The organism is Arthrobacter sp. E70 (genome assembly GCF_058266945.1).
Window position 1 is genome coordinate 1 of the sequence record NZ_JBYQFR010000006.1, and the last position, 21960, is coordinate 21960.

General features: G+C 68.2%; 18 protein-coding genes. 3 read left to right on the plus strand and 15 right to left on the minus strand.

Translation table 11 applies throughout. The annotated features are described in order from the left end of the window. Positions 1–316 precede the first annotated feature (316 nt). The 3 genes from tyrS to AC3IMC_RS08865 all read right to left on the minus strand — a co-directional run bounded on the left by tyrS (position 317) and on the right by AC3IMC_RS08865 (position 4654). Positions 317–1630 (minus strand): tyrosine--tRNA ligase, encoded by a 1314-nt coding sequence (gene tyrS, locus AC3IMC_RS08855; RefSeq protein ID WP_490918107.1) that lies wholly within the window; start codon positions 1628–1630, stop codon positions 317–319. 29 nt (positions 1631–1659) lie between these two features. After that, positions 1660–3888 carry a HelD family protein gene (locus tag AC3IMC_RS08860; protein ID WP_490918108.1) on the minus strand — a complete coding sequence of 743 codons (2229 nt, stop codon included), beginning with the start codon at positions 3886–3888 and terminating at the stop codon, positions 1660–1662. 61 nt (positions 3889–3949) lie between these two features. Continuing rightward, the gene (locus tag AC3IMC_RS08865; RefSeq protein WP_490918109.1) at positions 3950–4654 is read right to left on the minus strand and encodes a DNA-3-methyladenine glycosylase; all 705 of its coding nucleotides are present in this window, start codon (positions 4652–4654) and stop codon (positions 3950–3952) included. A 130-nt stretch (positions 4655–4784) separates the two neighbouring features. On the opposite strand from AC3IMC_RS08865, the gene AC3IMC_RS08870 reads away from it, so the two are divergent. Together AC3IMC_RS08870 and AC3IMC_RS08875 are read left to right on the plus strand one after the other, a co-directional pair. After that, on the plus strand, positions 4785–6302 hold the full coding sequence (locus AC3IMC_RS08870; RefSeq protein WP_490918110.1) for an AlkA N-terminal domain-containing protein: 1518 nt from the start codon (positions 4785–4787) through the stop codon (positions 6300–6302). Beyond that, positions 6299–6793, plus strand: coding sequence for a methylated-DNA--[protein]-cysteine S-methyltransferase (locus tag AC3IMC_RS08875; RefSeq protein WP_490918111.1), 495 nt, complete (start codon positions 6299–6301; stop codon positions 6791–6793). Before AC3IMC_RS08870 ends, AC3IMC_RS08875 begins: the two co-directional genes overlap by 4 nt. Positions 6794–6890: 97 nt before the next feature. Here AC3IMC_RS08875 and AC3IMC_RS08880 read toward each other — a convergent pair whose 3' ends face one another. From AC3IMC_RS08880 to argC, 10 genes are all read right to left on the minus strand, one after another. Further along, positions 6891–7628 (minus strand): maleylpyruvate isomerase family mycothiol-dependent enzyme, encoded by a 738-nt coding sequence (locus AC3IMC_RS08880; protein WP_490918112.1) that lies wholly within the window; start codon positions 7626–7628, stop codon positions 6891–6893. 21 nt (positions 7629–7649) lie between these two features. Further along, complete coding sequence (locus AC3IMC_RS08885; RefSeq protein ID WP_490918113.1) at positions 7650–8198, minus strand: pyridoxine/pyridoxamine 5'-phosphate oxidase; 549 nt, start codon at positions 8196–8198, stop codon at positions 7650–7652. Between the two features lie 66 nt (positions 8199–8264). Next, on the minus strand, positions 8265–9692 hold the full coding sequence (gene argH / locus AC3IMC_RS08890; RefSeq protein ID WP_490918114.1) for an argininosuccinate lyase: 1428 nt from the start codon (positions 9690–9692) through the stop codon (positions 8265–8267). Positions 9693–9697: 5 nt separating this feature from the next. Continuing rightward, complete coding sequence (locus tag AC3IMC_RS08895; protein WP_454485957.1) at positions 9698–10903, minus strand: argininosuccinate synthase; 1206 nt, start codon at positions 10901–10903, stop codon at positions 9698–9700. Positions 10904–10946: 43 nt separating this feature from the next. Beyond that, positions 10947–11477 (minus strand): arginine repressor, encoded by a 531-nt coding sequence (locus tag AC3IMC_RS08900; RefSeq protein WP_490918115.1) that lies wholly within the window; start codon positions 11475–11477, stop codon positions 10947–10949. Continuing rightward, the gene (gene argF / locus AC3IMC_RS08905; protein ID WP_490918116.1) at positions 11477–12481 is read right to left on the minus strand and encodes an ornithine carbamoyltransferase; all 1005 of its coding nucleotides are present in this window, start codon (positions 12479–12481) and stop codon (positions 11477–11479) included. Before argF ends, AC3IMC_RS08900 begins: the two co-directional genes overlap by 1 nt. Further along, positions 12478–13749: an acetylornithine transaminase gene (locus tag AC3IMC_RS08910; RefSeq protein ID WP_490918117.1), complete on the minus strand. Its 1272-nt coding sequence runs from the start codon at positions 13747–13749 to the stop codon at positions 12478–12480. The genes argF and AC3IMC_RS08910 overlap by 4 nt, the downstream gene beginning before the upstream one ends. Beyond that, positions 13746–14702 (minus strand): acetylglutamate kinase, encoded by a 957-nt coding sequence (argB, locus tag AC3IMC_RS08915; protein ID WP_490918119.1) that lies wholly within the window; start codon positions 14700–14702, stop codon positions 13746–13748. The genes AC3IMC_RS08910 and argB overlap by 4 nt, the downstream gene beginning before the upstream one ends. A 41-nt stretch (positions 14703–14743) precedes the next feature. Beyond that, a complete protein-coding gene (gene argJ / locus AC3IMC_RS08920; protein WP_490918120.1) occupies positions 14744–15910 on the minus strand; it encodes a bifunctional glutamate N-acetyltransferase/amino-acid acetyltransferase ArgJ in 1167 nt (388 codons plus the stop codon). After that, positions 15907–16938, minus strand: coding sequence for an N-acetyl-gamma-glutamyl-phosphate reductase (gene argC / locus AC3IMC_RS08925; protein ID WP_490918122.1), 1032 nt, complete (start codon positions 16936–16938; stop codon positions 15907–15909). The genes argJ and argC overlap by 4 nt, the downstream gene beginning before the upstream one ends. Before the next feature lie 161 nt (positions 16939–17099). Here argC and AC3IMC_RS08930 point away from each other — a divergent pair, with 161 nt between their 5' ends. After that, positions 17100–18065, plus strand: a complete 966-nt coding sequence (locus AC3IMC_RS08930; protein WP_490918123.1) for a quinone oxidoreductase family protein — start codon at positions 17100–17102, stop codon at positions 18063–18065. Positions 18066–18155: 90 nt separating this feature from the next. Here AC3IMC_RS08930 and pheT read toward each other — a convergent pair whose 3' ends face one another. Beyond that, positions 18156–20699: a phenylalanine--tRNA ligase subunit beta gene (gene pheT, locus AC3IMC_RS08935; RefSeq protein WP_490918125.1), complete on the minus strand. Its 2544-nt coding sequence runs from the start codon at positions 20697–20699 to the stop codon at positions 18156–18158. Positions 20700–20701: 2 nt separating this feature from the next. Next, a complete protein-coding gene (gene pheS, locus AC3IMC_RS08940; RefSeq protein ID WP_490918126.1) occupies positions 20702–21763 on the minus strand; it encodes a phenylalanine--tRNA ligase subunit alpha in 1062 nt (353 codons plus the stop codon). Positions 21764–21960: the final 197 nt, after the last annotated feature.

Genomic DNA, 21960 nt, shown 5'->3' on the forward strand with positions numbered 1-21960 from the left:
GTTCGAATATTCCCGAAACAAATTCAATTCCTTGAATTTCTATTTCGTATTTCTTCGCTGCGATGTTTCAAGCTTATTTCATTCATATTCACTTTTGCAAATCCGGTGATTTACCCGGAATTCACTCGGTGGAATGAATCCGCCCAGCATAAGACGAAGCAATTTCTCCAGGCCCGCGTAGTCCGCGGCAAGAATTTGCTTCTCATTAGTTGGGGGTTTGTCACCGCTCAGCGGCGGCGACTCAGAAAACAATACACGCCCCCCAGCAGCCGTGCAAATCGGCTGCGGAAGGGCGTGCATGCAGGTCCTGAAGGTGCTAGGGAACCAGCACCTCTACCGTGGCCAGGTTCTTCTTGCCCCGGCGCAGCAGCAGGTACTGGCCGTGCAGAAGTTCGGACTCCGAGATCACGGCCTCGGGATCGAGCACTTTTTCATTATTCACGTAGGCGCCGCCCTCACCCACGGTGCGGCGGGCCGCCGACTTGCTCTCCGAAAGCCCGGATGCCACCAGCAGGTCCACAATCCCCAGTTCGTCCACCTGGACGGTGGCGGACGGAAGTTCGGACGTGGCGGCCTGCAGCGTGGGCTTGTCCAGCGCGGCAAGGTCACCGTTTCCAAACAGGGCGGCCGAGGCCGCAATCACCTTTTCGGTCGCTTCCACGCCATGCACCAGGGAAGTCACTTCAAAGGCAAGCTTCCGCTGGCCTTCGCGGGCGAACGGACGCTCGGCCACGGAGACGGCGATCTCTTCGATCTCGGCGCGCGTGAGGAAGGTGAAGACCTTGAGCCGGTCCACAACGTCGGCGTCTGCCGTGTTGAGCCAGAACTGGTAGAACGCGTACGGGCTGCACATGCCGGCGTCGAGCCAGATGGCGTTGCCCTCGCTCTTGCCGAACTTGGTGCCGTCCGAGTTGGTGATCAGCGGGGTTCCCAGCGCGTGCACGCTCTTGCCCTCTACCTTGCGGATCAGCTCCGTTCCACTGGTCAGGTTGCCCCACTGGTCCGAGCCGCCCGTCTGCAGGACGCAGCCGTAGTCGCGGTAGAGCTGCAGGTAGTCCATGCCCTGCAGGATCTGGTAGCTGAACTCGGTGTAGCTGATGCCCTCGTCCGAGTTCAGGCGGGAAGCGACGGCGTCCTTGCGCAGCATGGTGCCCACGCGGAAGTGCTTGCCCACTTCGCGCAGGAAGTCGATGGCGCTCAGCGGGGCCGTCCAGTCGAGGTTGTTGACGATCCGGGCGGCGTTGTCGCCCTCGAAGCTGAGGAAGCGGCTGACCTGCGCCTGCAGGTAGCCAACCCACTCGGCCACGGTGTCCTTGGTGTTCAGCGTGCGTTCGGCGGTGGGACGCGGGTCACCGATCATGCCGGTGGAACCGCCCACGAGCCCCAAGGGCTTGTGCCCGGCAAGCTGAAGCCGCCGCATCACGAGCAACTGGACCAGGTTGCCCAAGTGGAGGCTCGGAGCGGTGGGATCGAAACCGCAATAGTACGTGACCGGCCCATTGGCGAGGAGCTTTTCGAGCTCGGCTTCGTCCGTGGAGACATGGACCAGGCCACGCCACTTCAGCTCCTGCCAGATGTTGGCAAAAGTGGGGTCGTTGCGCTGCGGTTCGAGGAGGTTCAGTTCTGGCACGCCTTCTAAGTTAGCAGGATCGCGCCGGGTCAGCGGGCGATGCCGGCGGGTACCGGTTGGGCAGCGATCAGCCGCAGCCGCTGGGTGGGCCGGGTCATGGCAACGTAGAGGTCCCCCACCTTGCCATGCTGGTGGTTCAGCATCATGGACGGTTCCAGCACCACCACGCCGTCGAACTCCAGGCCCTTTGCCTCGCGGGGGCTGATGACCACGATGTCCTGCTCGTAGCTGCCGGCCCCGGTGCCGATCCGGCGGCCGTAGGCGGCGCGGAGGGCAGCCGTGGCCTCCGGCAGCAGGTCACCGTCGGCAATCACGGCGAGCAGGCCGCCGTCGAGCGCCTCCAACTCCTCCGGCAGCACCTCGACAAGGCGGCTGACCACGGCGCCGGGCGCCACTTTGTCAATGATGGGCGACCAGCGGCCCTCCCGGACCGCCTTGGGCGCGGAAACCACCAGGCCCGCCGCGTTGGCCATGCGGACCGCGGCTTCGGCGATCTGCGAGGGCGTGCGGTAATTGACCGTCAGTTCCTCCAACTGCCAGCGGTCGCCGAACATCGGGGCGAGGGCGCCCTGCCACGAGTTCGCACCGGCCACCGAACTGGTCTGGGCGATGTCACCCACGATGGTGAAGGACTTCAGGGGGCAACGCCGGACCAGGAGCCGCCACTGCATGGGGGAAAGCTCCTGCGCCTCGTCAACCACGATGTGGCCAAACGCCCACGTGCGATCGCTCGTGGCCCGCTCGGCAGCCGTCTGCCGGGCGATCCGTTCCTGGTTCTGCTCCACCAGGTCCTCCGCGCTCATGAGCGCGTCCACACCGGCAGCCTCCATGTTGACGAGGGTCTGCTTCGCGTTCGCCAGGTCCCGCGCACGGTCGTGCTCCTGCTGTGCCAGGCCCCGTCCCGCGGCAGGGTCCAGCTCGCCCAGCAGCTCAGCGGCCTCATCCAGCAGTGGGACGTCGGATTCAGTCCACGGCGCGTCTGCCGGGCGCAGCAGCAGAGCACGCTCGGCAGGAGTGAGGTTGGGGGTGCAGAATTCCAGCACCTCCGGCTTGCTGAAGAGGTCGGAGATCAGCTTCTCGGGCGTCATCGGCATCCAGCACAGGTTCAGCGCGATCCGCACGTCGCGCGCCGTCCGGACGTCCTCGGCAAGGTAGGAACGGTCGGCGTTGTTGCCGATGTTCCCGGCCTCGACGAGTTCGGTCATCTGTTCCGTCAGTTCGCGGAGCAGGATCTTGACGAACGTTACCCGGGCCTCGTTGTAGGGCTTGCCGGTGGAGCGGGCGCGTTCACGGGCCCGCCGGACCTGCTTGGGGGTCAGGGTCAGCCTGCGGCCGTCCACCTCGAGGATCCGGTTCTGGGCCGGGACGCGCATCCGGTTGGAAACCGCGTTGGCCACGATGGCGGCCATTTCAAGCTTGCCCTTCAGCGCGGCGACGTCCGCATCGGTTTCCGGGACGGCCTGGATGCCGGGCATGAGCCGGCCAAGGCTTGCCATGACGACGCCGGTCTCGCCCAGGGAGGGCAGGACGCGTTCGATGTACTTCATGAACGACGACGACGGGCCCACCAGCAGCACGCCTGCACTCTTGAGGCGGTCGCGGTGGGTGTAGAGCAGGTAGGCGGCGCGGTGCAGCGCCACAGCGGTCTTGCCGGTTCCGGGTCCGCCCTGCACCACGACGGCGCCGGAGATGGAGGACCGGATGATCCGGTCCTGCTCCGACTGGATGGTGCTGACGATGTCCGACATGCGGCCGGTCCGCTTGGAGTTCAACGCCGCCAGCAGGGCCCCTTCGCCCTGGAGCGATTCGTCGTCGGTGAGCATGGCGGCGTCCAGGACATCATCCTCGATGGCCTTGACCTCGCGTCCCTGCAGGATCAGGTGCCGGCGGCGGCGCACGCCCTGCCGGTCGAAGGCGGTGGCCTGGTAGAAGTGCCCCGCTTCGGGCGCCCGCCAGTCAACCATCAGCCGCTGCAGGTCCTCAGTGGTCAGGCCGATCCGGCCGATGTACTGCGCTTCACCGGAGTCCAGGTCCAGCCGGCCGAACACCAGGCGGTCGTCCACGGCATCCAGCTGCGCCAGGCGGTCCTCATACAGTGCGGCGAACGCGTCACGTTCCGAAACGTTCTGCATCGTGCCCACGGCTCCGGCCCGGCGGACCTGCGCCAGCTGGCGGCGCTTTTCCTCGCGGAGCTCTTCCAGCCGGGCATACAGGCCGGCTACATACTCCCGTTCGTGAGCCAATTCGGCGTCGTGCATCAACGTTCCCCTATCGCGAAAGACAGACCGTCCATTCTACAACCATTTCGATTAACACTGGTCAAACGCGGCGCTGCCCGGCGGCGCGTCCGTCGCCTGGGGACGCACCCGTTGCCTGGCGGCGGCTCCGGGGCTTCGCGGCCTTGTACTTCGAGACAGTGGGGTCGCCTGCGAGCCAGAACCGCCAGGCGTACTGGTCCGATCCCCCGGCACCTGCCACCCCCACCCGCGGGCCGGAACTGACCGAGCCGCCGGGGACGGACGGAAGCTCCAGGCTGAAGGGTGGGGCCAGCGCGTCGCGCCCGCTGTCCGCCGTCGTGAGTCCCAGCGCCTTGGCGAGGCGTGCCGGTCCGCTGGCGAGGTCGGCGGAGCTTTTCGACGTGGGCCGCCGCCGCTGCGCCAGCTCCAGCCCGTCCACGATCTCGCCTGCGCGCAGCAGGAGCGCGGATGCTACGCCCGCCGGGCCGCACACGATGTTGGTGCAGTGGTGCATGCCGTAGGTGAAGTAGACGTAGAGGTGCCCCGCGGGGCCGAACATGGGAGCGTTGCGCGGTGTGGGGCCACGGTAGGTGTGCGAGCCCGGATCAGGGTGCAAGGAGTCCTCGGGCCCAAGGTAGGCCTCCACTTCCGTGAGCCGTACGGAGACGGCGCCGTCCCGGGATTCATGGGTCAGCACGGCGCCCAGCAGCAGCGGGGCAAGCTGGCGGGCGTCTCCCGAAAGGAAGTCCCGCAAATCCGTTCCGGCAGGCAAGGGGCTTTGGTTCACTTGGTTGACCTTACCCGGGTGACAAGGCTTTTATCCGGGTCCTGAAGCGTCCGGGCGCTGACTGCAGCCGAGCCACGGCCATGTCCGATTCCCGCTAGAAGCAACCCGCTGGGGCTGGCAGGATGGAGGCATGGACTTCTGGCAGCGCTACCGGGCCATCGACGCCCGCGATCCCCGCTTCGATGGCCAGTTCTACACCGCCGTGCGCACCACGGGGATCTACTGCCGGCCCTCGTGCCCGGCCCGGACCCCCAAGGCATCCAACGTCACGTTCTACGAGACCTCCGCCGCCGCGCACGACGCGGGCTACCGTGCCTGCAAGCGCTGCCTGCCCGAGGCCGTGCCGGGCACGCCGGCCTGGAACGTACGGCAGGACATCGCCGGGCGCGCCATGCGGCTGATCAACGATGGCGTGATCAACCGGGACGGCGTGGAAGGCCTCGCCGCCCGGCTTGGCTACTCGCCGCGCCAGCTGAACCGGATCCTGGCCCAGGAACTCGGCGCCGGTCCCCTGTCGCTGGCCCGCGCGGGCAGGGCCCAGACCGCGCGCACGCTGCTGGTCTCCACCTCGATGAAGCTGGCGGACATCGCCTTTGCCGCCGGTTTCAACAGCGTGCGGCAGTTCAACGACACCGTCGCCGAGGTGTTCGGCATGACGCCCACCTCGCTCCGCGGCACAGCCCCACAGCACGGCGCGGGGACGAACCGGAAGGGCGCGGGCTCCAGTACTTCGCTGGTGCTCAGCCTGCCGTACCGCGAGCCCTTCGACCCCGGAATCTTCTCCTTCCTGGCTGTCCGTGCGCTCCCCGGGATCGAGGAAGGTACGCCCACCTCCTACGCGCGTACCCTGCGGCTCCCCCACGGCGACGCCCGGTTCCGCGTGGAGTACGACGACGGCACCCGGGGGCGGCCCCTGACCCTCACCGTCGGCGCGGTGGACCTCCGCGACCTCCCCGCGCTGCTCAGCCGCGTCCGCAGGCTCTTCGACCTGGATGCCGATCCTGAGGCCATCGACTCCGTCCTGGCGGCCGACAGCCGGCTTGCCGCCTCGGTGTCCCAGGCGCCCGGCATGAGGCTGCCCGGGGCCCTGGATCCGCAGGAGCTGCTGGTCCGTGCCATGGTGGGACAGCAAATCACGGTGGCGGCGGCGCGGACGGCCCTGACCCAACTGGCCGCGGCGGGCAGTCCCAGCAGCGCTCCCGGGGACGGCCTTGACCGGCTGTTTCCCACCCCGGCCGAAATCGCTGCCGCCGGGCACCTGCTGCGCGGTCCCCGGCGGAGGACGGAGTCGCTGCTGCAGGCTGCGGCAGCCATGGCGTCAGGCCGGCTCGACTTCGGGTACGGCGATGACCTGCCAGGCCTCACCGCCGCGCTGCTGCCCCTGCCGGGCGTGGGGCCCTGGACCGTAGGGTATGTGGCCATGCGTGTCCTGGGCGCCCCTGACATCTTCCTCGCCAAGGACGCCGCGGTCCGCAACGGCATCCGCGTGCTCGATAAGGGGGAGCTTCCCTCCAGCCCGGACTTCCGTGAAGCCAGCCCGTGGCGTTCCTACGCCACCATGCACCTCTGGCGGGCAGCGGCACGGCCCCCAGCGGCACGGCCCGGCGAGACTTCCAAAACCACCGTTCCCGTGAAAGGGATGCCATGAAAGCGCAACTGTTGGAAATGTCCACCCCTGACGGGCCGTTCACCATCCTCGCCCGGGACGGCGTGGTCCTGGCCTCGGGCTGGACGGCAAGCCTGGCGGAGCTGACCGGGCAGGTCCATCCAGGCCTGCGCCCGGACGCTGTTGAAGAGGTACGGGACTTGGGCAGCATCTCGTCCGCCGTCGAAGCCTTCTATTCGGGAGATCCGGTCCCGGCCATGGCCGTGCCCGTCCTCCAGCAGTCCGGGCCGTTCCGTGCCCACGCCTGGGACGTCCTACGGGAGGTCAAGCCGGGGTTTCCGGTCACCTACAGCGAATACGCGGCCCTGGCAGGGAACCCCCGCGCCGTCCGGGCCGCGGCCAGTGCCTGCGCCTTCAACGCGGCCGCACTCTTCGTCCCCTGCCATCGCGTGATCCGCACCGACGGCTCCCTGGGCGGCTTCCGCTGGGGCCTGCGCGTGAAGGAAAGCCTGCTGGCCCGCGAGGCTGCGTAGGGGTTCCCCGGCCTATCCGCGAAGTGACACTTCACAGCGGTGTTGCCCCGGCGGCATTGGGGTTAAGTGCCAACTCGCGGAGGGGGTGGGGGGACCGCTACTTCGGTTCCGGCATGGCGGAAGGCCACGGCAGCAGTTCGGGCAGGTCGGTGCTGTCGCCGGCGGCGGTGGCGCGCAGGCTGTCCAGTGATGGTTCGCGTCCGGCGAGCCAGGCGGCGATGTCCGTGACCATGCCGCTGACGACGACGGTGCTGCCGCCGGCACCGAGGGTCCGCGGCGGAAGTGCAACGGGCTGCAGGACGAACCTGGAGCTGGCCGGAACACGGGCGGCCAGGAAATCGAAGAGGTGCGAGCAGAACTGGCTGCTCCAGGTTTCCGGTCCGGTCCCTGTGGCCAGGTCCGAGGTGTGGATGACGAGTTCGCGCCAGAGCGCCAGCCCGGCGTCGAAGATCACGCCGTTGCGGAACGCAATCCGCGTCTGCCACTCGTCCGCTTCCAGTGCATCGAAGGCAGCCAGCACCCGGTGCAGGGCTGCATCCACATCCTCCCGGTGCTGCGGGAGGCTGTGCCCGGCGGCGAGCTCTATGGCCCGGTTGCGTCCTTCCATGCCGCCGTCGTACAGCTCCACGGTCTCACCGCGCCGGCCGTATTCCACCTGGCGGGCCAATGCATTGCAGATACCGGTGATGTGGGCCAGGAGGTGTCCGCGGCTCCAGCCGGGAAGGGCGGACGGTGTGGCAGCACCATCGGCGGGGATGCGGTCCAGCCCGGCGGCCAGGGCATCGGCAGCCCTGTGCAGCTCAGCCAGCAGGGCAGCTGGTGTAGGAGAGGTCATGCGGCCAGCCTAGCGGAGCGCTTAACCGAGCGGCCTTCCGTCCGGCCCGACACGGTGGCGGACGTGGTTGCCGTCGTTGCTGGCCTGCCAGAACTCGATTTCCGAAGGCTGCAGGGCGTACAGCTGCCAGTGCGGGTTGTCACTGCCGTCGGCGCGGGGCCGCTCGTGCCAGTCAACGGCTGAGGCTTCCGCGGAGAGCTCCACCACGGGTCCGACCACCCGGACCTGGCGGCCCAGGCCGGCCCAGTAGAAGTTCATGGCGGCCCTGGGCTCAGCGGCCAGTTCCCGGCCCTTGCGGGAGGTGCGGGAGGTGGCGAAGTGCCAGCCGTCGTCGTCGATGTTCTTCAAAATGAGCATCCGCGACGACGGCTGCTGCCCGCCGCCCAGGCCAGTGCCAACCGTGGCCAGGCTGAAGGCGTGCGGCTGCTGCTCCCCCGCGTCCAGCGCCTCATCGAGCCACTGCTTGAAGAGCAGGGCGGGATCCTGCGGCGCGGTGGCCGGGTCAAAGCCGGGCAGGCCGGAGGGAAAGTCGGGCAGCGTGCGAAGGAACTTCCGGAAGGTTTCGCTCATGGAGCCAGCCTAGCCACAGACGCAAAGGGCCCCGCGGATATCCGCGGAGCCCCTGAGCCCTGCTGGTTACTTTGCGTACTCCCGCACGCCGGCGAGCTCGCCTTCCAGCGCGGCCAGCTGGCGTTCGACGGCGGCCGGTGCCGTGCCGCCCTGGGAGTTGCGGCTGTTCAGGGATCCCTCGGTGGAGAGGACGCTGCGGACCTCGGGCGTCAGGTGGTCCGAGATCGCGGCGTACTCCTCATCCGTGAGGTCCCACAGCTCCGCGCCGCGGGACTCGGCCTGCTTCACGGCGGCGCCGGACAACTCGTGCGCCTCGCGGAACGGCACGCCCTGCCGCACCAGCCACTCGGCGATGTCCGTGGCCAGCGCGAAGCCCTGGGGTGCCAGGGACTCCATCCGCTCCCTGTTGAAGGTCAGGGTGGCGATCATGCCGGACACGGCCGGGAGCAGCAGCTCCAGGGTGTCCGCGGCGTCGAACACCGGTTCCTTGTCCTCCTGCAGGTCGCGGTTGTACGCCAGCGGCAGCCCCTTGAGCGTGGCCAGCAGGCCGGTCAGGTTGCCGATCAGGCGCCCTGCCTTGCCGCGTGCGAGCTCGGCCACGTCCGGGTTCTTCTTCTGCGGCATGATCGAGGACCCCGTGGAGTACGAGTCATGCAGCGTGACGAAGGAGAACTCCTTGGTGGCCCAGAAGATGACTTCCTCGGAGATCCGGGACAGGTCCACGCCGATCATGGAGCACACCCAGGCGAACTCGGCGAAGACGTCGCGGGAGGCGGTGCCGTCGATCGAGTTGTGGACGGCGGAGTAGAAGCCGAGATCCGCAGCCACCGCTTCCGGGTCCAGGCCCAGCGAGGACCCGGCCAGCGCGCCCGACCCATAGGGCGAAACGCCTGCCCGCTTGTCCCAGTCCTGGAGCCGCTGCACGTCGCGCAGCAGGGCCCAGGCATGGGCCAGCAGGTGGTGGCTGAGCAGGACCGGCTGGGCGTGCTGCAGGTGGGTGCGGCCCGGCATGGCCACGCCGTGGTGGGCCTTGGCCTGTGCCACCAGGGCATCCACCGTATCCAGCACGCCGCGGGCGATGATCCGGGCGTGGTCACGCAGGAACATCCGGCCGAGCGTTGCCACCTGGTCGTTGCGGGAACGGCCGGCGCGGAGCTTGCCGCCCAGCTGTGCGCCCGCGCGCTCGATGAGCCCGCGCTCCAGTGAACCGTGCACGTCCTCATCGGACTCGGCCGGCAGGTAGGCGCCGGAGGCCACGTCCTCGTCCAGCTGGGTCAGGGCGGCCAGCATGCCTTCGAGCTCGGCGTCGTCCAGCAGCCCGGCCTTGTGCAGCACGCGGGCGTGCGCCTTGGAACCGGCGATGTCGTACCGTGCCAGCCGCCAATCGAAATGCGTCGACTTGCTCAGCGCCGCAAGGGCGTCCGCGGGGCCGCCGGCGAACCGGCCGCCCCACAGGGCACCTGCGTTCGTAGCCTCGGTTTTTTGCTCAGCCACAGGGGCTACTTCCCTGCGACCCGGATGTCGCGGCCGGAGGCAACCTTGGCGGACATGCCCCACAGCTCGATGAAGCCCCGGGCCATGGACTGGTCGAAGGTGTCGCCGGTGTCGTAGGTGGCCAGCGAGAAGTCATACAGGGAGGTGTCGGAACGGCGGCCGTTGACGATGGCCTGGCCGCCGTGCAGGGTCATGCGGATGTCGCCGGAGACGTACTTCTGGGTGTCCTCGATGAAGGCGTCCAGGGAGCGCTTGAGCGGGGAGAACCACTGTCCGTCGTAGACCAGCTCGGCCCAGCGCTGGCCAACGGTGGCCTTGAAGCGGGCCTGCTCGCGCTCGATGGTGACGTCCTCGAGGTGCTTGTGGGCGGTGATCAGCGCCATGGCACCCGGGGCTTCGTAGATCTCGCGGGACTTGATGCCCACCAGGCGGTCCTCGACGACGTCGATGCGGCCCACGCCCTGGGCTCCGGCGCGGCGGTTGAGTTCCTTGATGGCCTGCAGCGGGGTGACCTTGACGCCGTCGATTGCGACGGGAACGCCGGCCTCGAAGGAAATGGTGACCTCGTCCGGTGCCGGCGGGAACTCCGGGGTGGCCGTGTAGTCGTAGATGTCCTTGGTGGGGGCGTTCCAGATGTCTTCGAGGTAGCCGGTTTCCACGGCGCGGCCCCAGACGTTCTGGTCGATGGAGTACGGGTTCTTCTTGGTGGTCTCGATGGGCAGGCCCTTTTCCTCGGCGAAGGCGATGGCCTTGTCGCGGGTGAGGGCGAGGTCGCGGACGGGTGCGATGCACTTCAGGTCCGGGCCAAGGGTCTGGATGCCGACTTCGAAGCGGACCTGGTCGTTGCCCTTGCCGGTGCAGCCGTGGGCTACGGTGGTGGCGCCGAATTCGCGGGCTGCCTTGACCAGGTGCTTGACGATGACGGGGCGGGAGATGGCGGAGACCAGCGGGTAGTGGCCCTGGTAGAGGGCGTTGGCCTTCAGCGTGGGCACGCAGTACTCGTTGGCGAACTCGTCCGATGCGTCGGCCACATAGGCCTCGACGGCGCCGCAGCCCAGCGCGCGCTGGCGGATGGTTTCCAGCGATTCCCCGCCCTGTCCGACGTCGACCGCTACGGCGATGACCTCGGCGCCGGTGGCTTCACCGATCCAGCCGATGGCTACGGAAGTGTCCAGGCCGCCTGAGTAGGCGAGCACAATGCGTTCAGTCACTTTGCATGCTCCTTGTTGGGGATTGTTGTGTTTGTCTTCAAGCTTATTGCCCGGCCTCTTCAGCCAGTTGGAGGAAGCGGGCGGCCAGGTCCGGTCCGCCCAGCGGATCGCGGGACACCAGCAGCACGGTGTCGTCGCCGGCGATGGTGCCCAGGATGGACGGCATCACCGAGTGGTCGATGGCCAGGGCCAGGAAGTTCGCCGCGCCCGGCGGTGTGCGCAGCACCACGAGGTTGGCCGACGCCTCCGCGGTGACCAGCAGTTCACTGCACAGCCGTGCGAGCCGGGCGTCCAGGATTTCCTGGGTGACGCCGCTCTTGGCGCCGCGTTCGCCGCCTTCGCCGGGCACCGCGTAGACCAGGACGCCTTCCTTGCCGCGGACCCGGACAGCGCCCAGCTCCACCAGGTCGCGGGACAGCGTGGCCTGGGTGACCTGTACGCCGTCGTCCGCCAGCAGCGACGCCAGCTCCGCCTGCGACCGCACGGACTGCCCGGTGAGGATGGCGGTGATGCGCGCCTGCCGGGCAATCTTGGTGGCCGGGCTGGAGCCCGCCACCGACGGGTTGGTGGACACTAGAACGTGCTCTCCCCGGTGCCTTCGACCGGTGCGAGGCCTTCGACGAAGGCCAGGCCGGACTGGTGCATCAGCCATGCCATCAGCGCCTTCTGCGCGTGCAGCCGGTTTTCCGCTTCATCCCACACGATGGACTGCGGGCCGTCGATGACGTCGGCGGAGATCTCGTAGCCGCGGTAGGCGGGCAGGCAGTGGAGTACGACGGCGTCATCCGCAGCGAGTGCCATGGCGTCCGAGTCGACGGAGTAGTCCCGGAACAGCTGCATCCGGGCTTCCTTTTCGGTTTCCTGGCCCATGGATACCCAGGTGTCGGTGGCGACGACGTCCGCGCCCTGCAGCGCTTCCTTGGCGTCAGTGGTGATGAGCACGGAGCCGCCGGTTTCGGCCGCCCGCTCCTGGGCTGCCGCCACGATGTCCGCCGCCGGGAGGTAGCCCTCCGGTCCGGCAATCCGGACGTGCATCCCGGCGGTGACGCCTGCCAGCAGGTACGAGTTGGCCATATTGTTGGCGGCGTCGCCGAGGTAGCTCATGGTCAGCCCCTTGAGAGAGCCCTTGTGCTCCTTTACGGTGAGCAGGTCGGCGAGGAGCTGGCACGGGTGGTAGTCGTCGCACAGGGCGTTGATGACCGGAACCTTGGAGTTCTCCGCCATGGCCACCAGCCCGGAGTGGGCCCCGGTGCGCCACACGATGGTGGAGACCATCCGCTCGAGCACCTTGGCCGTGTCCTCCACGGATTCCTTGTGCCCGATCTGCGCCTCGCCGGGGTTGATGACCAGGGCGTTGCCGCCCATGTCGGCGATGCCGGTAGCGAAGGAAACCCGGGTCCGGGTGGAGGTCTTGTCGAAGATTACGGCCACGGTCTTGCGGCCGCTGCCTTCGGCGGCGAAGGGCTGGACGCCGTACGGGGCGGCCTTCATGCGGGCAGCAAGTTCCAGGACCTCGGCCTGCTCGGCAGGGGTGAGGTCGGTGTCCTTGAGGAAGTGCCGGGTGGTTGCGGAAGTCACTGGGCGTCCTTTGCTGCTTGGAGGATTGCCGGGAAGGCGGCGAGGAAGGTGTCGGCCTGTGCCGTGGTGAGGATCAGCGGCGGGGCCAGGCGGATGGTGCGGGGGCCGGGACTGTTGACGATGAATCCGGCGTCCAGGGCAGCCTGCACCACGGCGGGTGCCACGTCGGCGTCGAGGTCGAAGCCGATCAGCAAGCCTTCGCCGCGGACTTCGGTGACGCCCGGGATCGCGGCCAGCGCCGAGCGCAGGTGCTCCCCCACGGCCTTGACGTTGGCGAGCACGTTCTGGCTTTCCAGCACGTGCAGCGTGGCGAGGGCAGCCGCCGTTGCCACGGGGTTGCCGCCGAAGGTGGTGCCGTGCTGGCCCGCGGACAACAGCGACGACGTCTGCTCGCCAAAGGTGACCAGGGCGCCGATGGGGAACCCGCCGCCGAGCCCCTTGGCCAGGGTGATGGCATCCGGGACGATGCCGGCGTCCTCGCTGGCAAACCACTTGCCGGTCCGGCCGATGCCGGTCTGGACCTCGTCCAGGATCAGGAGGGCTCCGGCCTTGCTGGTGGCGGCCCGGGCTGCCTTCAGGTAGCCCGGCGGCAGTGGCCGGACGCCTGCCTCGCCCTGGATGGGCTCCAGGAAGACGGCGGCGACGGTCTCGTCCACGGCAGCTTCAAGCGCGGCGATGTCGCCGAACGGGATGTGCAGCACTCCGCCGGGAAGCGGCTCGAACGGCGTCCGGTAGGCCTCCTTGGCCGTGAGGGCCAGCGCCCCCATGGTCCGGCCGTGGAAAGCGCCTTCGAGGGCGACGATCCTGGTCCGCTTCGTGTCACCGGCTCCAGTGTTGCGGCGGGCCAGCTTGAACGCTGCCTCGTTGGCTTCCGTTCCGGAGTTGGTGAAGAACACCTTGGAGCCGGCGGGAGCGTGGGCCAGTTCCAGGAGCTTCTCGGCCAGCGCCACCTGCGTGGGGCTGGTGAAGAAGTTGGAGACGTGGCCCAGGGTGGCCAGCTGGCTGGAGATCACCGACGTCACGAACGGGTGGGCGTGTCCCAGGGCGTTGACGGCGATGCCGCCCAGCAGGTCGAGGTATTCCTTGCCATCGGCGTCCCACACCAGGCAGCCGGCCCCGCGGACCAGGACGCGCTGCGGCGTACCGAAGACGCCCATGAGGGAGCTGGAGTAGCGGGACAGCCATTCGGAGCCGGCGTGGCCCTGCGTCTCGACGAGCTCGGCCACCGGGGTTTCGACTGGCTCAACCACAGGGATGTGCTTATTCATCCGTTGATCTCCTCGTCCGGGACCACCTGGGTGCCGATGCCCGCCGTCGTAAATGTTTCAAGAAGCATGGAGTGGGCCAGGCGCCCGTCCACGATGTGTGCGCGTTCCACGCCCTCGTCGATGGCCTTTAGGCAGGCGGCCATCTTGGGGATCATGCCCGATTCCAGCCGGGGCAGCATCTTCCGTAGCTCCGAGGCCGTCAGGGAGGAGATCAGCGAGGATTTGTCCGGCCACTTGGCGTAAAGGCCTTCCACGTCGGTCAGGATGACCAGCTTGGAAGCGCCCAGCGCGGATGCGACGGCAGCCGCCGCGGTGTCGGCGTTGACATTCAGGACCTGCCCGGTGGGCTGGAACTGTGCCGTGTCGGCGGCACTGGCAGCGTCGACGATCTCGGGGGCGACGGTGGAGATCACCGGAATGCGGCCGGCCTCGAGGATGTCCATGATGCCGGTGGGGTCGACGCCCACCACCTCGCCTACCAGCCCCAGGTCCACCTCTTCGCCGTCCACCACGGTCCCGGTCCGCACGGCACGGAGCAGGCCGCCGTCTTCACCCGACATACCCACCGCGTAGGGACCGTGGGAGTTGATCAGGCCCACCAGTTCGCGGCCCACCTGGCCGGTGAGGACCATCCGGACCACGTCCATGGCTTCGGGCGTGGTGACGCGCAGGCCGCCCTTGAACTCCGACTCGATGCCGAGCCGGCCCAGCATCGAGTTGATCTGCGGGCCGCCGCCGTGGACCACCACGGGGTGGATGCCGACGTGGTGCAGGAAGACGATGTCCTCGGCGAAGGCACGGCGGAGATCGTCGTTGACCATCGCGTTGCCGCCGTACTTGATCACCATGATGCTGCCGGCGAACCGCTGGATCCAGGGCAGGGCCTCGATCAGGGTTGCCGCCTTGTCCTGGGCGTCGGCCATGCTGGTGGTTTCACGCGTCTGGGTGTTCATGCTGTCACTTTCCGCAGCGGGCGCGTGGCCCGCTGCCCGGCCTAGCTGGAGTAGGCGCTGTTTTCGTGGACGTAGTCGTGGGTGAGGTCGTTCGTCCAGACCGTGGCTTCGGCGTTGCCGGCCTGCAGGTCGATCTCCACGTGGACCTCGCGCGGCTCCAGGTCCACCAGGCTGCGGTCGTCGCCGATGCTGCCGTTGCGGCAGATCTGGACCCCGTTCATGGCAACGTTGAGCTTGTCCGGCTCGAAGGCGGCGTCGGTGGTGCCCACGGCCGACAGGACGCGGCCCCAGTTGGGGTCCTTGCCGAAAATGGCGGCCTTGAACAGGTTCGACCGGGCCACGGAGCGGCTGACTGTTTCGGCGTCCGCTTCGCTGGCGGCGTTGAACGTGCGGATGGCGATGTCGTGGCTGGCGCCCTCGGCGTCCGCGATCAGCTTGCGGGCCAGCTCGGCGCACACCTGGGTCAACCCGGCACCAAAGGCCTCGGCGGAGGGCACGGCACCGGACGCGCCCGAGGCCAGCAGGACCACGGTGTCGTTGGTGGACATGCAGCCGTCGGAGTCCGCACGGTCGAAGGTGACGCGCGTGGCGTCGCGCAGGACAACGTCGAGCATTTCGGACTCGACTGCGGCGTCGGTGGTGAGGACCACCAGCATCGTGGCCAGGCCGGGAGCCAGCATGCCGGCTCCCTTGGCGATGCCGCCGATACTGAACTCGCTGCCGTCGGCGTCAGTGCCAATAAACAGCGCAGACTTGGGCACGCTGTCCGTGGTCATGATGGCGGTGCCGGCATCCGGTCCGCCATCGGTGCTGAGCGCGGCCGCTGCCGCCTCGACGCCGGGCAGGATCTTGTCCATCGGCAGCTGCTCGCCGATCAGGCCCGTGGAGCAGACAAAGACGTCGGTGGCAGAAATACCCAGGACCTCGGCCACTTTTTCCGCGGTGCTGTGGGTGTTCTGGAAGCCGGTGGGTCCGGTGCAGGCGTTGGCTCCGCCGGAATTGAGGATGACGGCGTCCACGCGGCCGTCGGAGACCACCTGGCGGGACCAGTGCACGGGGGCTGCTGCCACGCGGTTGCTGGTGAAGACAGCGGCGGCGGCCTTGGAAGGTCCGTCATTGACCACCAGGGCGAGGTCCGGTTTACCCGAGGCCTTCAGTCCGGCGGTGACGCCGGCGGCCCGGAATCCCTGGGGTGTGGTGATGGTCACGGGGCTACTCCCTGCAGGTTGAGGCCGGCGGTTTCCGGCAGGCCGAGTGCGATGTTCATGGACTGCACGGCGCCGCCGGCCGTGCCCTTGGTGAGGTTGTCGATCACGCAGGTGACGATCAACCGTCCCGTGTGGGAGTCGTACGCCAGTTGCATGGCCGCATGGTTGGAACCCTGGACCGACTTGGTGGTGGGCCACTGTCCCTCCGGCAGCACGTGCACGAACGGCTCGTCCTCGTACGCCTCGGCCCATGCCAGGCGCAGCTGCGCGGCGGTGGTGCCGGCCTTGACCTTGGCGGTGGCCGTGGTGAGGATGCCCCGGCTCATCGGGGCAAGCGTGGGCGTAAAGGAAACGGTGACTTTCTCCCCCGCCGCGTTGGAAAGACCCTGCTCAATCTCCGGCGTGTGCCGGTGGCCGCCGCCCACGCCATAGGGGCTCATGGATCCCATGACCTCGGAGCCGATCAGGTTGACCTTGGCCGCCTTGCCCGCACCCGAGGTGCCGGACGCGGAAACGATCACTACGTCGTCGGGTTCCAGCAGGTGGGCGGCGAACCCGGGGGTCAGCGCCAGGAGCGCCGACGTCGGGTAGCAGCCGGGGACCGCGATCCGCGTGGCGCCCTTGAGGGCCTCGCGCTGTCCCGGCAGCTCCGGAAGCCCGTAGGGCCAGGTGCCGGCGTGGGCGGAGCCGTAGAACCTTTCCCAGGCAGCGGGGTCCTCGAGGCGGTGGTCGGCGCCGGCATCAATCACCACTGTCCCCTCCGGCAGCTGGGCGGCGATTTCGGCGGAGGCGCCGTGCGGCAGCGCGAGGAAGACGACATCGTGGCCCGACAGGTTCGCCACGGTGGTGTCTTCAAGGATGCGGCTGGCGAGTCCATGCAGGTGCGGCTGCAGCTCGCCGAGGCGGGAGCCTGCGTTGCTGTGGGCTGTGATGGCACCAATGGTCACGCCGGGATGGCCAGCCAGGAGGCGAAGGACCTCTCCTCCGGCGTAGCCGCTGGCACCGGAGACCGCAACAGAAATAGTCATGCACCCGACTATACAACAATAGTTATGCATTGGCATCGATATTTATGCATGCACCTGTACTGCCGCCCGAAGGGTGGCCGGCACTTGTCCTGCCGCCATACCTGGTCCCTAGGATGGGTCTCGGCAGCCGGGCCGCAGATGCGCCCGGGAAAGGAGAAGCAATGACGCACGCAATCGTCGCACGGCAGGCAGGCGGACCGGAAGTCCTGGAGTACACCGAGGTTGAACGGCCGGTTCCGGGTCCGGGCCAGCTGCTGTTCAGGGTCGGGGCAGCCGGGGTGAACTTCATCGATACCTACAAGCGCAGCGGCACCTATAAAGTGCCCTACCCTTTCATCCCCGGGTCGGAGGCCGCGGGCACGGTGGAGGCCGTGGGTGAGGGCGTGACCGGCTTTTCCGTGGGCGACCGCCTGGCTACGGCGGAGGGTGTCAACTGCTATGCCGACTACGCACTGGTTGACGAGGAAGCCGCGCTTCCGGTGCCGAAGGGCCTGGATGTCTTCACCGCCGCCGCCCTGCCCCTGCAGGGCATCACTGCCCACTACCTGATCAACTCAACCTTCAAGGTGGAGCCCGGGCACACCGTGCTGCTGCACGCCGGGGCGGGCGGTGTTGGGCTGCTGCTCATCCAGCTCCTCAAGGCCAAGGGCGCAAGGGTGATCACCACGGTGTCCAACCATGAGAAGGAAGCCCTCGCCCTCGAAGCCGGGGCGGACCACGTGCTGCGCTACGAAGGCTTTCCCCACCACGTGCGCGAACTCACCAGCGGCAAGGGCGTGGACGTGGTGTACGACGGCGTAGGCCGCAACACGTTCGACGGGTCCCTCAGCGCCCTCGGTGTCCGGGGAATGCTGGTCCTGTTCGGAGCCGCGTCGGGCCCCGTGCCGCCCTTCGACCCGCAGCGGCTCAATGCCGCCGGTTCGGTGTTCCTCACCCGCCCCACCATGGGCCACTACCTCCGGAACGCCGTAGAGCGGCGCTGGCGCTCCGACGAGGTCTTTGCTGTCGCTGCCAATGGCAGCCTGAATGTCCGGATCGGAGCCCGCTACCCCTTGAGCCAGGCAGCCCAGGCGCACCGCGACCTGGAAGGCCGCAAGACCACCGGCAAGGTCCTCCTGATCCCCTAACCGGCAAAGCTTGAAGGGGCTCGAACGGCAGAAGTCCCCGCAACCGATGCGGTTGCGGGGACTTCTTGTTGTGGCGGGGGACGCCTGCACTTAGCGCTGGACGGCGCCGAAACGTTCTGCCGCCAGGGCAACGGCGCTTTCGCGCGCTGCCGAGGCTTCGTCCGCGGTCAGGGTGCGGTCCGCGGCCCGGAAGCGGAGCCCGAAGGCCAGCGACTTCTTGCCCTCCTCGATGCCCTTGCCCGCATAGACATCGAACAGCGCCACGTCCTCAAGGAGTTCGCCCGCGCCTTCGCGCAGCGCGGCGAGCACGTCGTCCGCCGGAACGTCGGCCGGGACCACCAGGGCCACATCCTGCGTGGCCACGGGGAACGTGGAAATGTGGCGGGCCACAATCACGTCCGGCGCAGCGTCGAACAGGGCGTCCGCATTGATTTCCAGGGCTACGGTGCGGGCGGGCATGTCCGACGCCGCGAGCAGCTTGGGGTGCAGTTCGCCTGCGTAGCCCACCACTTCCCCGGTGCGCAGCGCCAGCCGCGCCGTCCGGCCGGGATGGAACGCCTGGTGGCTGCCCTGGCTGACCACGAGGTCGACGCCGAGGATGTCACCGGCAAGCCGGGCGACATCGAGCGCGTCGGCCCAGTCCCACGCGCGGGGCGTGTGCGCAGCGGCGGCCGGGGAATCGTGGCCGGTGAGGATGGCGGCGACATGGAACGGCTGGGCGGGGACGCCGTCGAACAGTGCATCCAGCACCTCGTCGGCGGGCTTGGCACCAAGCGGCGGGATGGACGCAGTGCCCATAGTGCCGTCGGGCAGGAACACCAGGCCGGATTCGAACAGCGCGAGGTCGCGGAAGCCACGGGAGTGGTTGCGCTTGGCTACCTCGATCAGTCCCGGCAGGATCGAGGTGCGCAGGAAGCCGTGTTCCTCGCTGATCGGGTTGGCGAGTTTGACCGCCGGGCGCTCCGCACCCTGCTCAGCCACGCCAAAGGTGTCGTTCGCGGCCTTGGAGACGAACGGGTAGGACAGCACCTCGGTCAGCCCGGCGTCGGCCAGGGCCTGGATCAGGCGCCGGCGCTGCTGCTGGACCCGGGTGAGGCCGCGGCCCGGAGGAGCCACCGGCAGGGTGGCCGGGATCTTGTCGTAGCCCACCAGCCGCGCGATTTCCTCGGTCAGGTCTTCCTTGGTCTCCAGGTCGCTGCGCCAACTCGGCGGCGTAACGGTCCAGCCGCCGTCGTGCTTCACCACAACAGCGCCCAGGTCCTCCAGGGACGTGACGATCTGTTCCTCCGTGAAGTCGATGCCGATGCGCGCGGCGGCGAAGCCGGCGGGCAGCTCGATGGTGATGGTTTCCGGGGCGGTGCCGACGTCGGTCCCTGCTTCATCCGCGGTACCGCCGGCCAGTTCCACCAAAAGATCCACCACACGCTGCGCGGCAACGCCCGCCACCTGCCAGTCCACGCCGCGCTCGAAGCGCTTGGACGCTTCGGAGGGCAGTTTGTGCCGGCGGCGGGAACGGCCGATGGAGACCTCGTCGAAGTGTGCCGCTTCCACCAGGATGTTCGACGTCGACTCGCCCACCTCGGTTGCGGCGCCGCCCATCACGCCTGCGATGCCGATGGCACCGGAGTCGTCGGTGATCAGCAGGTCCTCGGCGTCGAGGGTGCGTTCCTTGCCGTCAAGGGTGGTGATCTTCTCCCCCGCCGCGGCACGGCGCACCACGATGTCGCCGGAAAGCGTGTCCAGGTCGTAGCAGTGCGTGGGCTGGCCGAGCTCGAGCATGACGTAGTTGGAGATGTCCACCGGCAGGGAGATGGAACGGATGCCTGCCAGCCGGAGCCGGGAGACCATCCACGGCGGAGTGGGCCGGGTGGCGTCCACCCCCCGGACCGTGCGGGCAACGAAGCGGTCGCAGCCGGGCTTGCCGTAGATGGGCGCGTCGTCGTTGAGCTTGACGCCGTAGCCGCCCGAAAGCTCTGCCGGGGCGTGGACCCTGGTGGCCGGGTCCGTGAAGGTGGTCCCCGTGGCGTGCGCGTATTCACGGGCCACCCCGCGGATGGAGAAAGCGTAGCCGCGGTCCGGGGTGACGTTGATTTCCGCAGCCTGGTCATACAGCCCCAGGAGCTCCATCGCGTCGGTGCCCACTTCCGGGTCCAGGCCGATGCGGGACAGCACCAGGATGCCGTCGTGGTCCTCGCCGATGCCAAGTTCACGGACGGAGGCGATCATGCCCGCGGAGAGATGGCCGTAAGTCTTGCGGGCCGAGATGTGGAAGTCGCCGGGGAGGATGGCGCCGGGGAGGGTGACAACCACCTTGTCGCCTTCAACGAAGTTGTGGGCGCCGCAGATGATGCCCTGGACGCCGGAGGGGTCGATGCCCTTGCCGGTGAGCTTCTGCTCCTGGCCTTCGGGGACGACGCGGACCTGGCACCAGTTGATGGTCTTGCCGTTGGTCTGGGGTTCCTTGACCACGCTGAGGACCTGGCCCACCACGATGGGGCCCTGCAGGGTGTCCGTGGGGCGGTGGACCGCCTCCTCCTCGAAGCCAACCTTGACCAGCTCGGCCATGACGTCTTCGGCCGTTGCGCCGGCCGGTACTGCCGCGAATTCACGCAGCCAGGAAAGTGGGATACGCACTGTTAGATCTCCATCCCGAAGTGCTCGCTGAACCGTACATCGCCTTCGATCATGTCTCTCATGTCCCCCACTTCATTGCGGAACATGAGGGTGCGCTCGATGCCCATGCCGAAGGCAAAACCTGAATAGACGTCCGGGTCGATGCCGGCGGCGCGCAGGACGTTGGGGTTGACCATGCCGCAGCCGCCCCACTCAATCCACGCCGGGCCGCCCTTGGCGCCGGGGTGGAAGATGTCCAGCTCGGCGGAGGGCTCGGTGAACGGGAAGTAGTTGGGGCGCAGCCTGATCTGGGCTTCGTCGCCGAACATCTGGCGGGCGAAGTGCTCCAGGGTGCCGCGCAGGTCCGCCATGGACAGGTTCTTGTCGATGGCCAGGCCTTCGAACTGGTGGAACACCGGCGTGTGGGTGGCATCCAGCTCATCGGTGCGGAACACCTTGCCGGGGCACAGCACGTAGATGGGCACCTCGCGCTCCAGCATGGACCGCACCTGCACCGGGGAGGTGTGCGTGCGCATCAACAGGTGGGCTTCGGGGGGTTCCACGAAGAAGGTGTCCTGCATTTCGCGCGCCGGGTGGTCCGGCTTGAAGTTCAGGGCGTCGAAGTTGAACCATTCGGATTCGACCTCGGGGCCTTCGGCGATTTCCCAGCCCATGCCCACGAAAATGTCCGCCACGCGGTCCTGCAGGGTGGACAGCGGGTGGCGGGCGCCCGCCCGGCGGCGGCGGGGTGCCGCAGTGACGTCCACGGTCTCCTCCAGCAGGATCCGGGCGTCATTTTCGGCTTCCAGGACTGCGTTCCGTTCGGCGAGCGCCTTGTTGACCCGGCCGCGGGAGGCGCCCATCAGCTTACCTGCGAGCGCTTTCTGGTCCTTGGGCAACCGGCCGATCTCGCGGTTGGCAAGGCTTAGGGGGGACTTTTCACCGGTATGCGCCAGCCTCACCGCCTTCAGCTCGTCAAGGGTGGCTGCACCGTCGATGGCGGTGATGGCCTGGTCTACAGCGGCGTTGATGGCTGCCTCATCCGTGGGGTTCGGGATGGCGGCGCCCGGCAAAGTTTCAGTCATCTACTGTTCTTAGCTACGAGTCGTGGCTGCCGGCGGGCGGGGCAGCCGTGCGCGGTTTCCCGCCCGGCGCGTCCGTCGCTGGCAGGTCATGGATGAATGCCCTGAGCGTCAGCGCATTCAATGACCAGGTCAGGGCTCGCCGGCAGGACCGGCGGCCACTGCCCTCCAGTCTAGTTGAAGCGCCCGGTTACCATGGC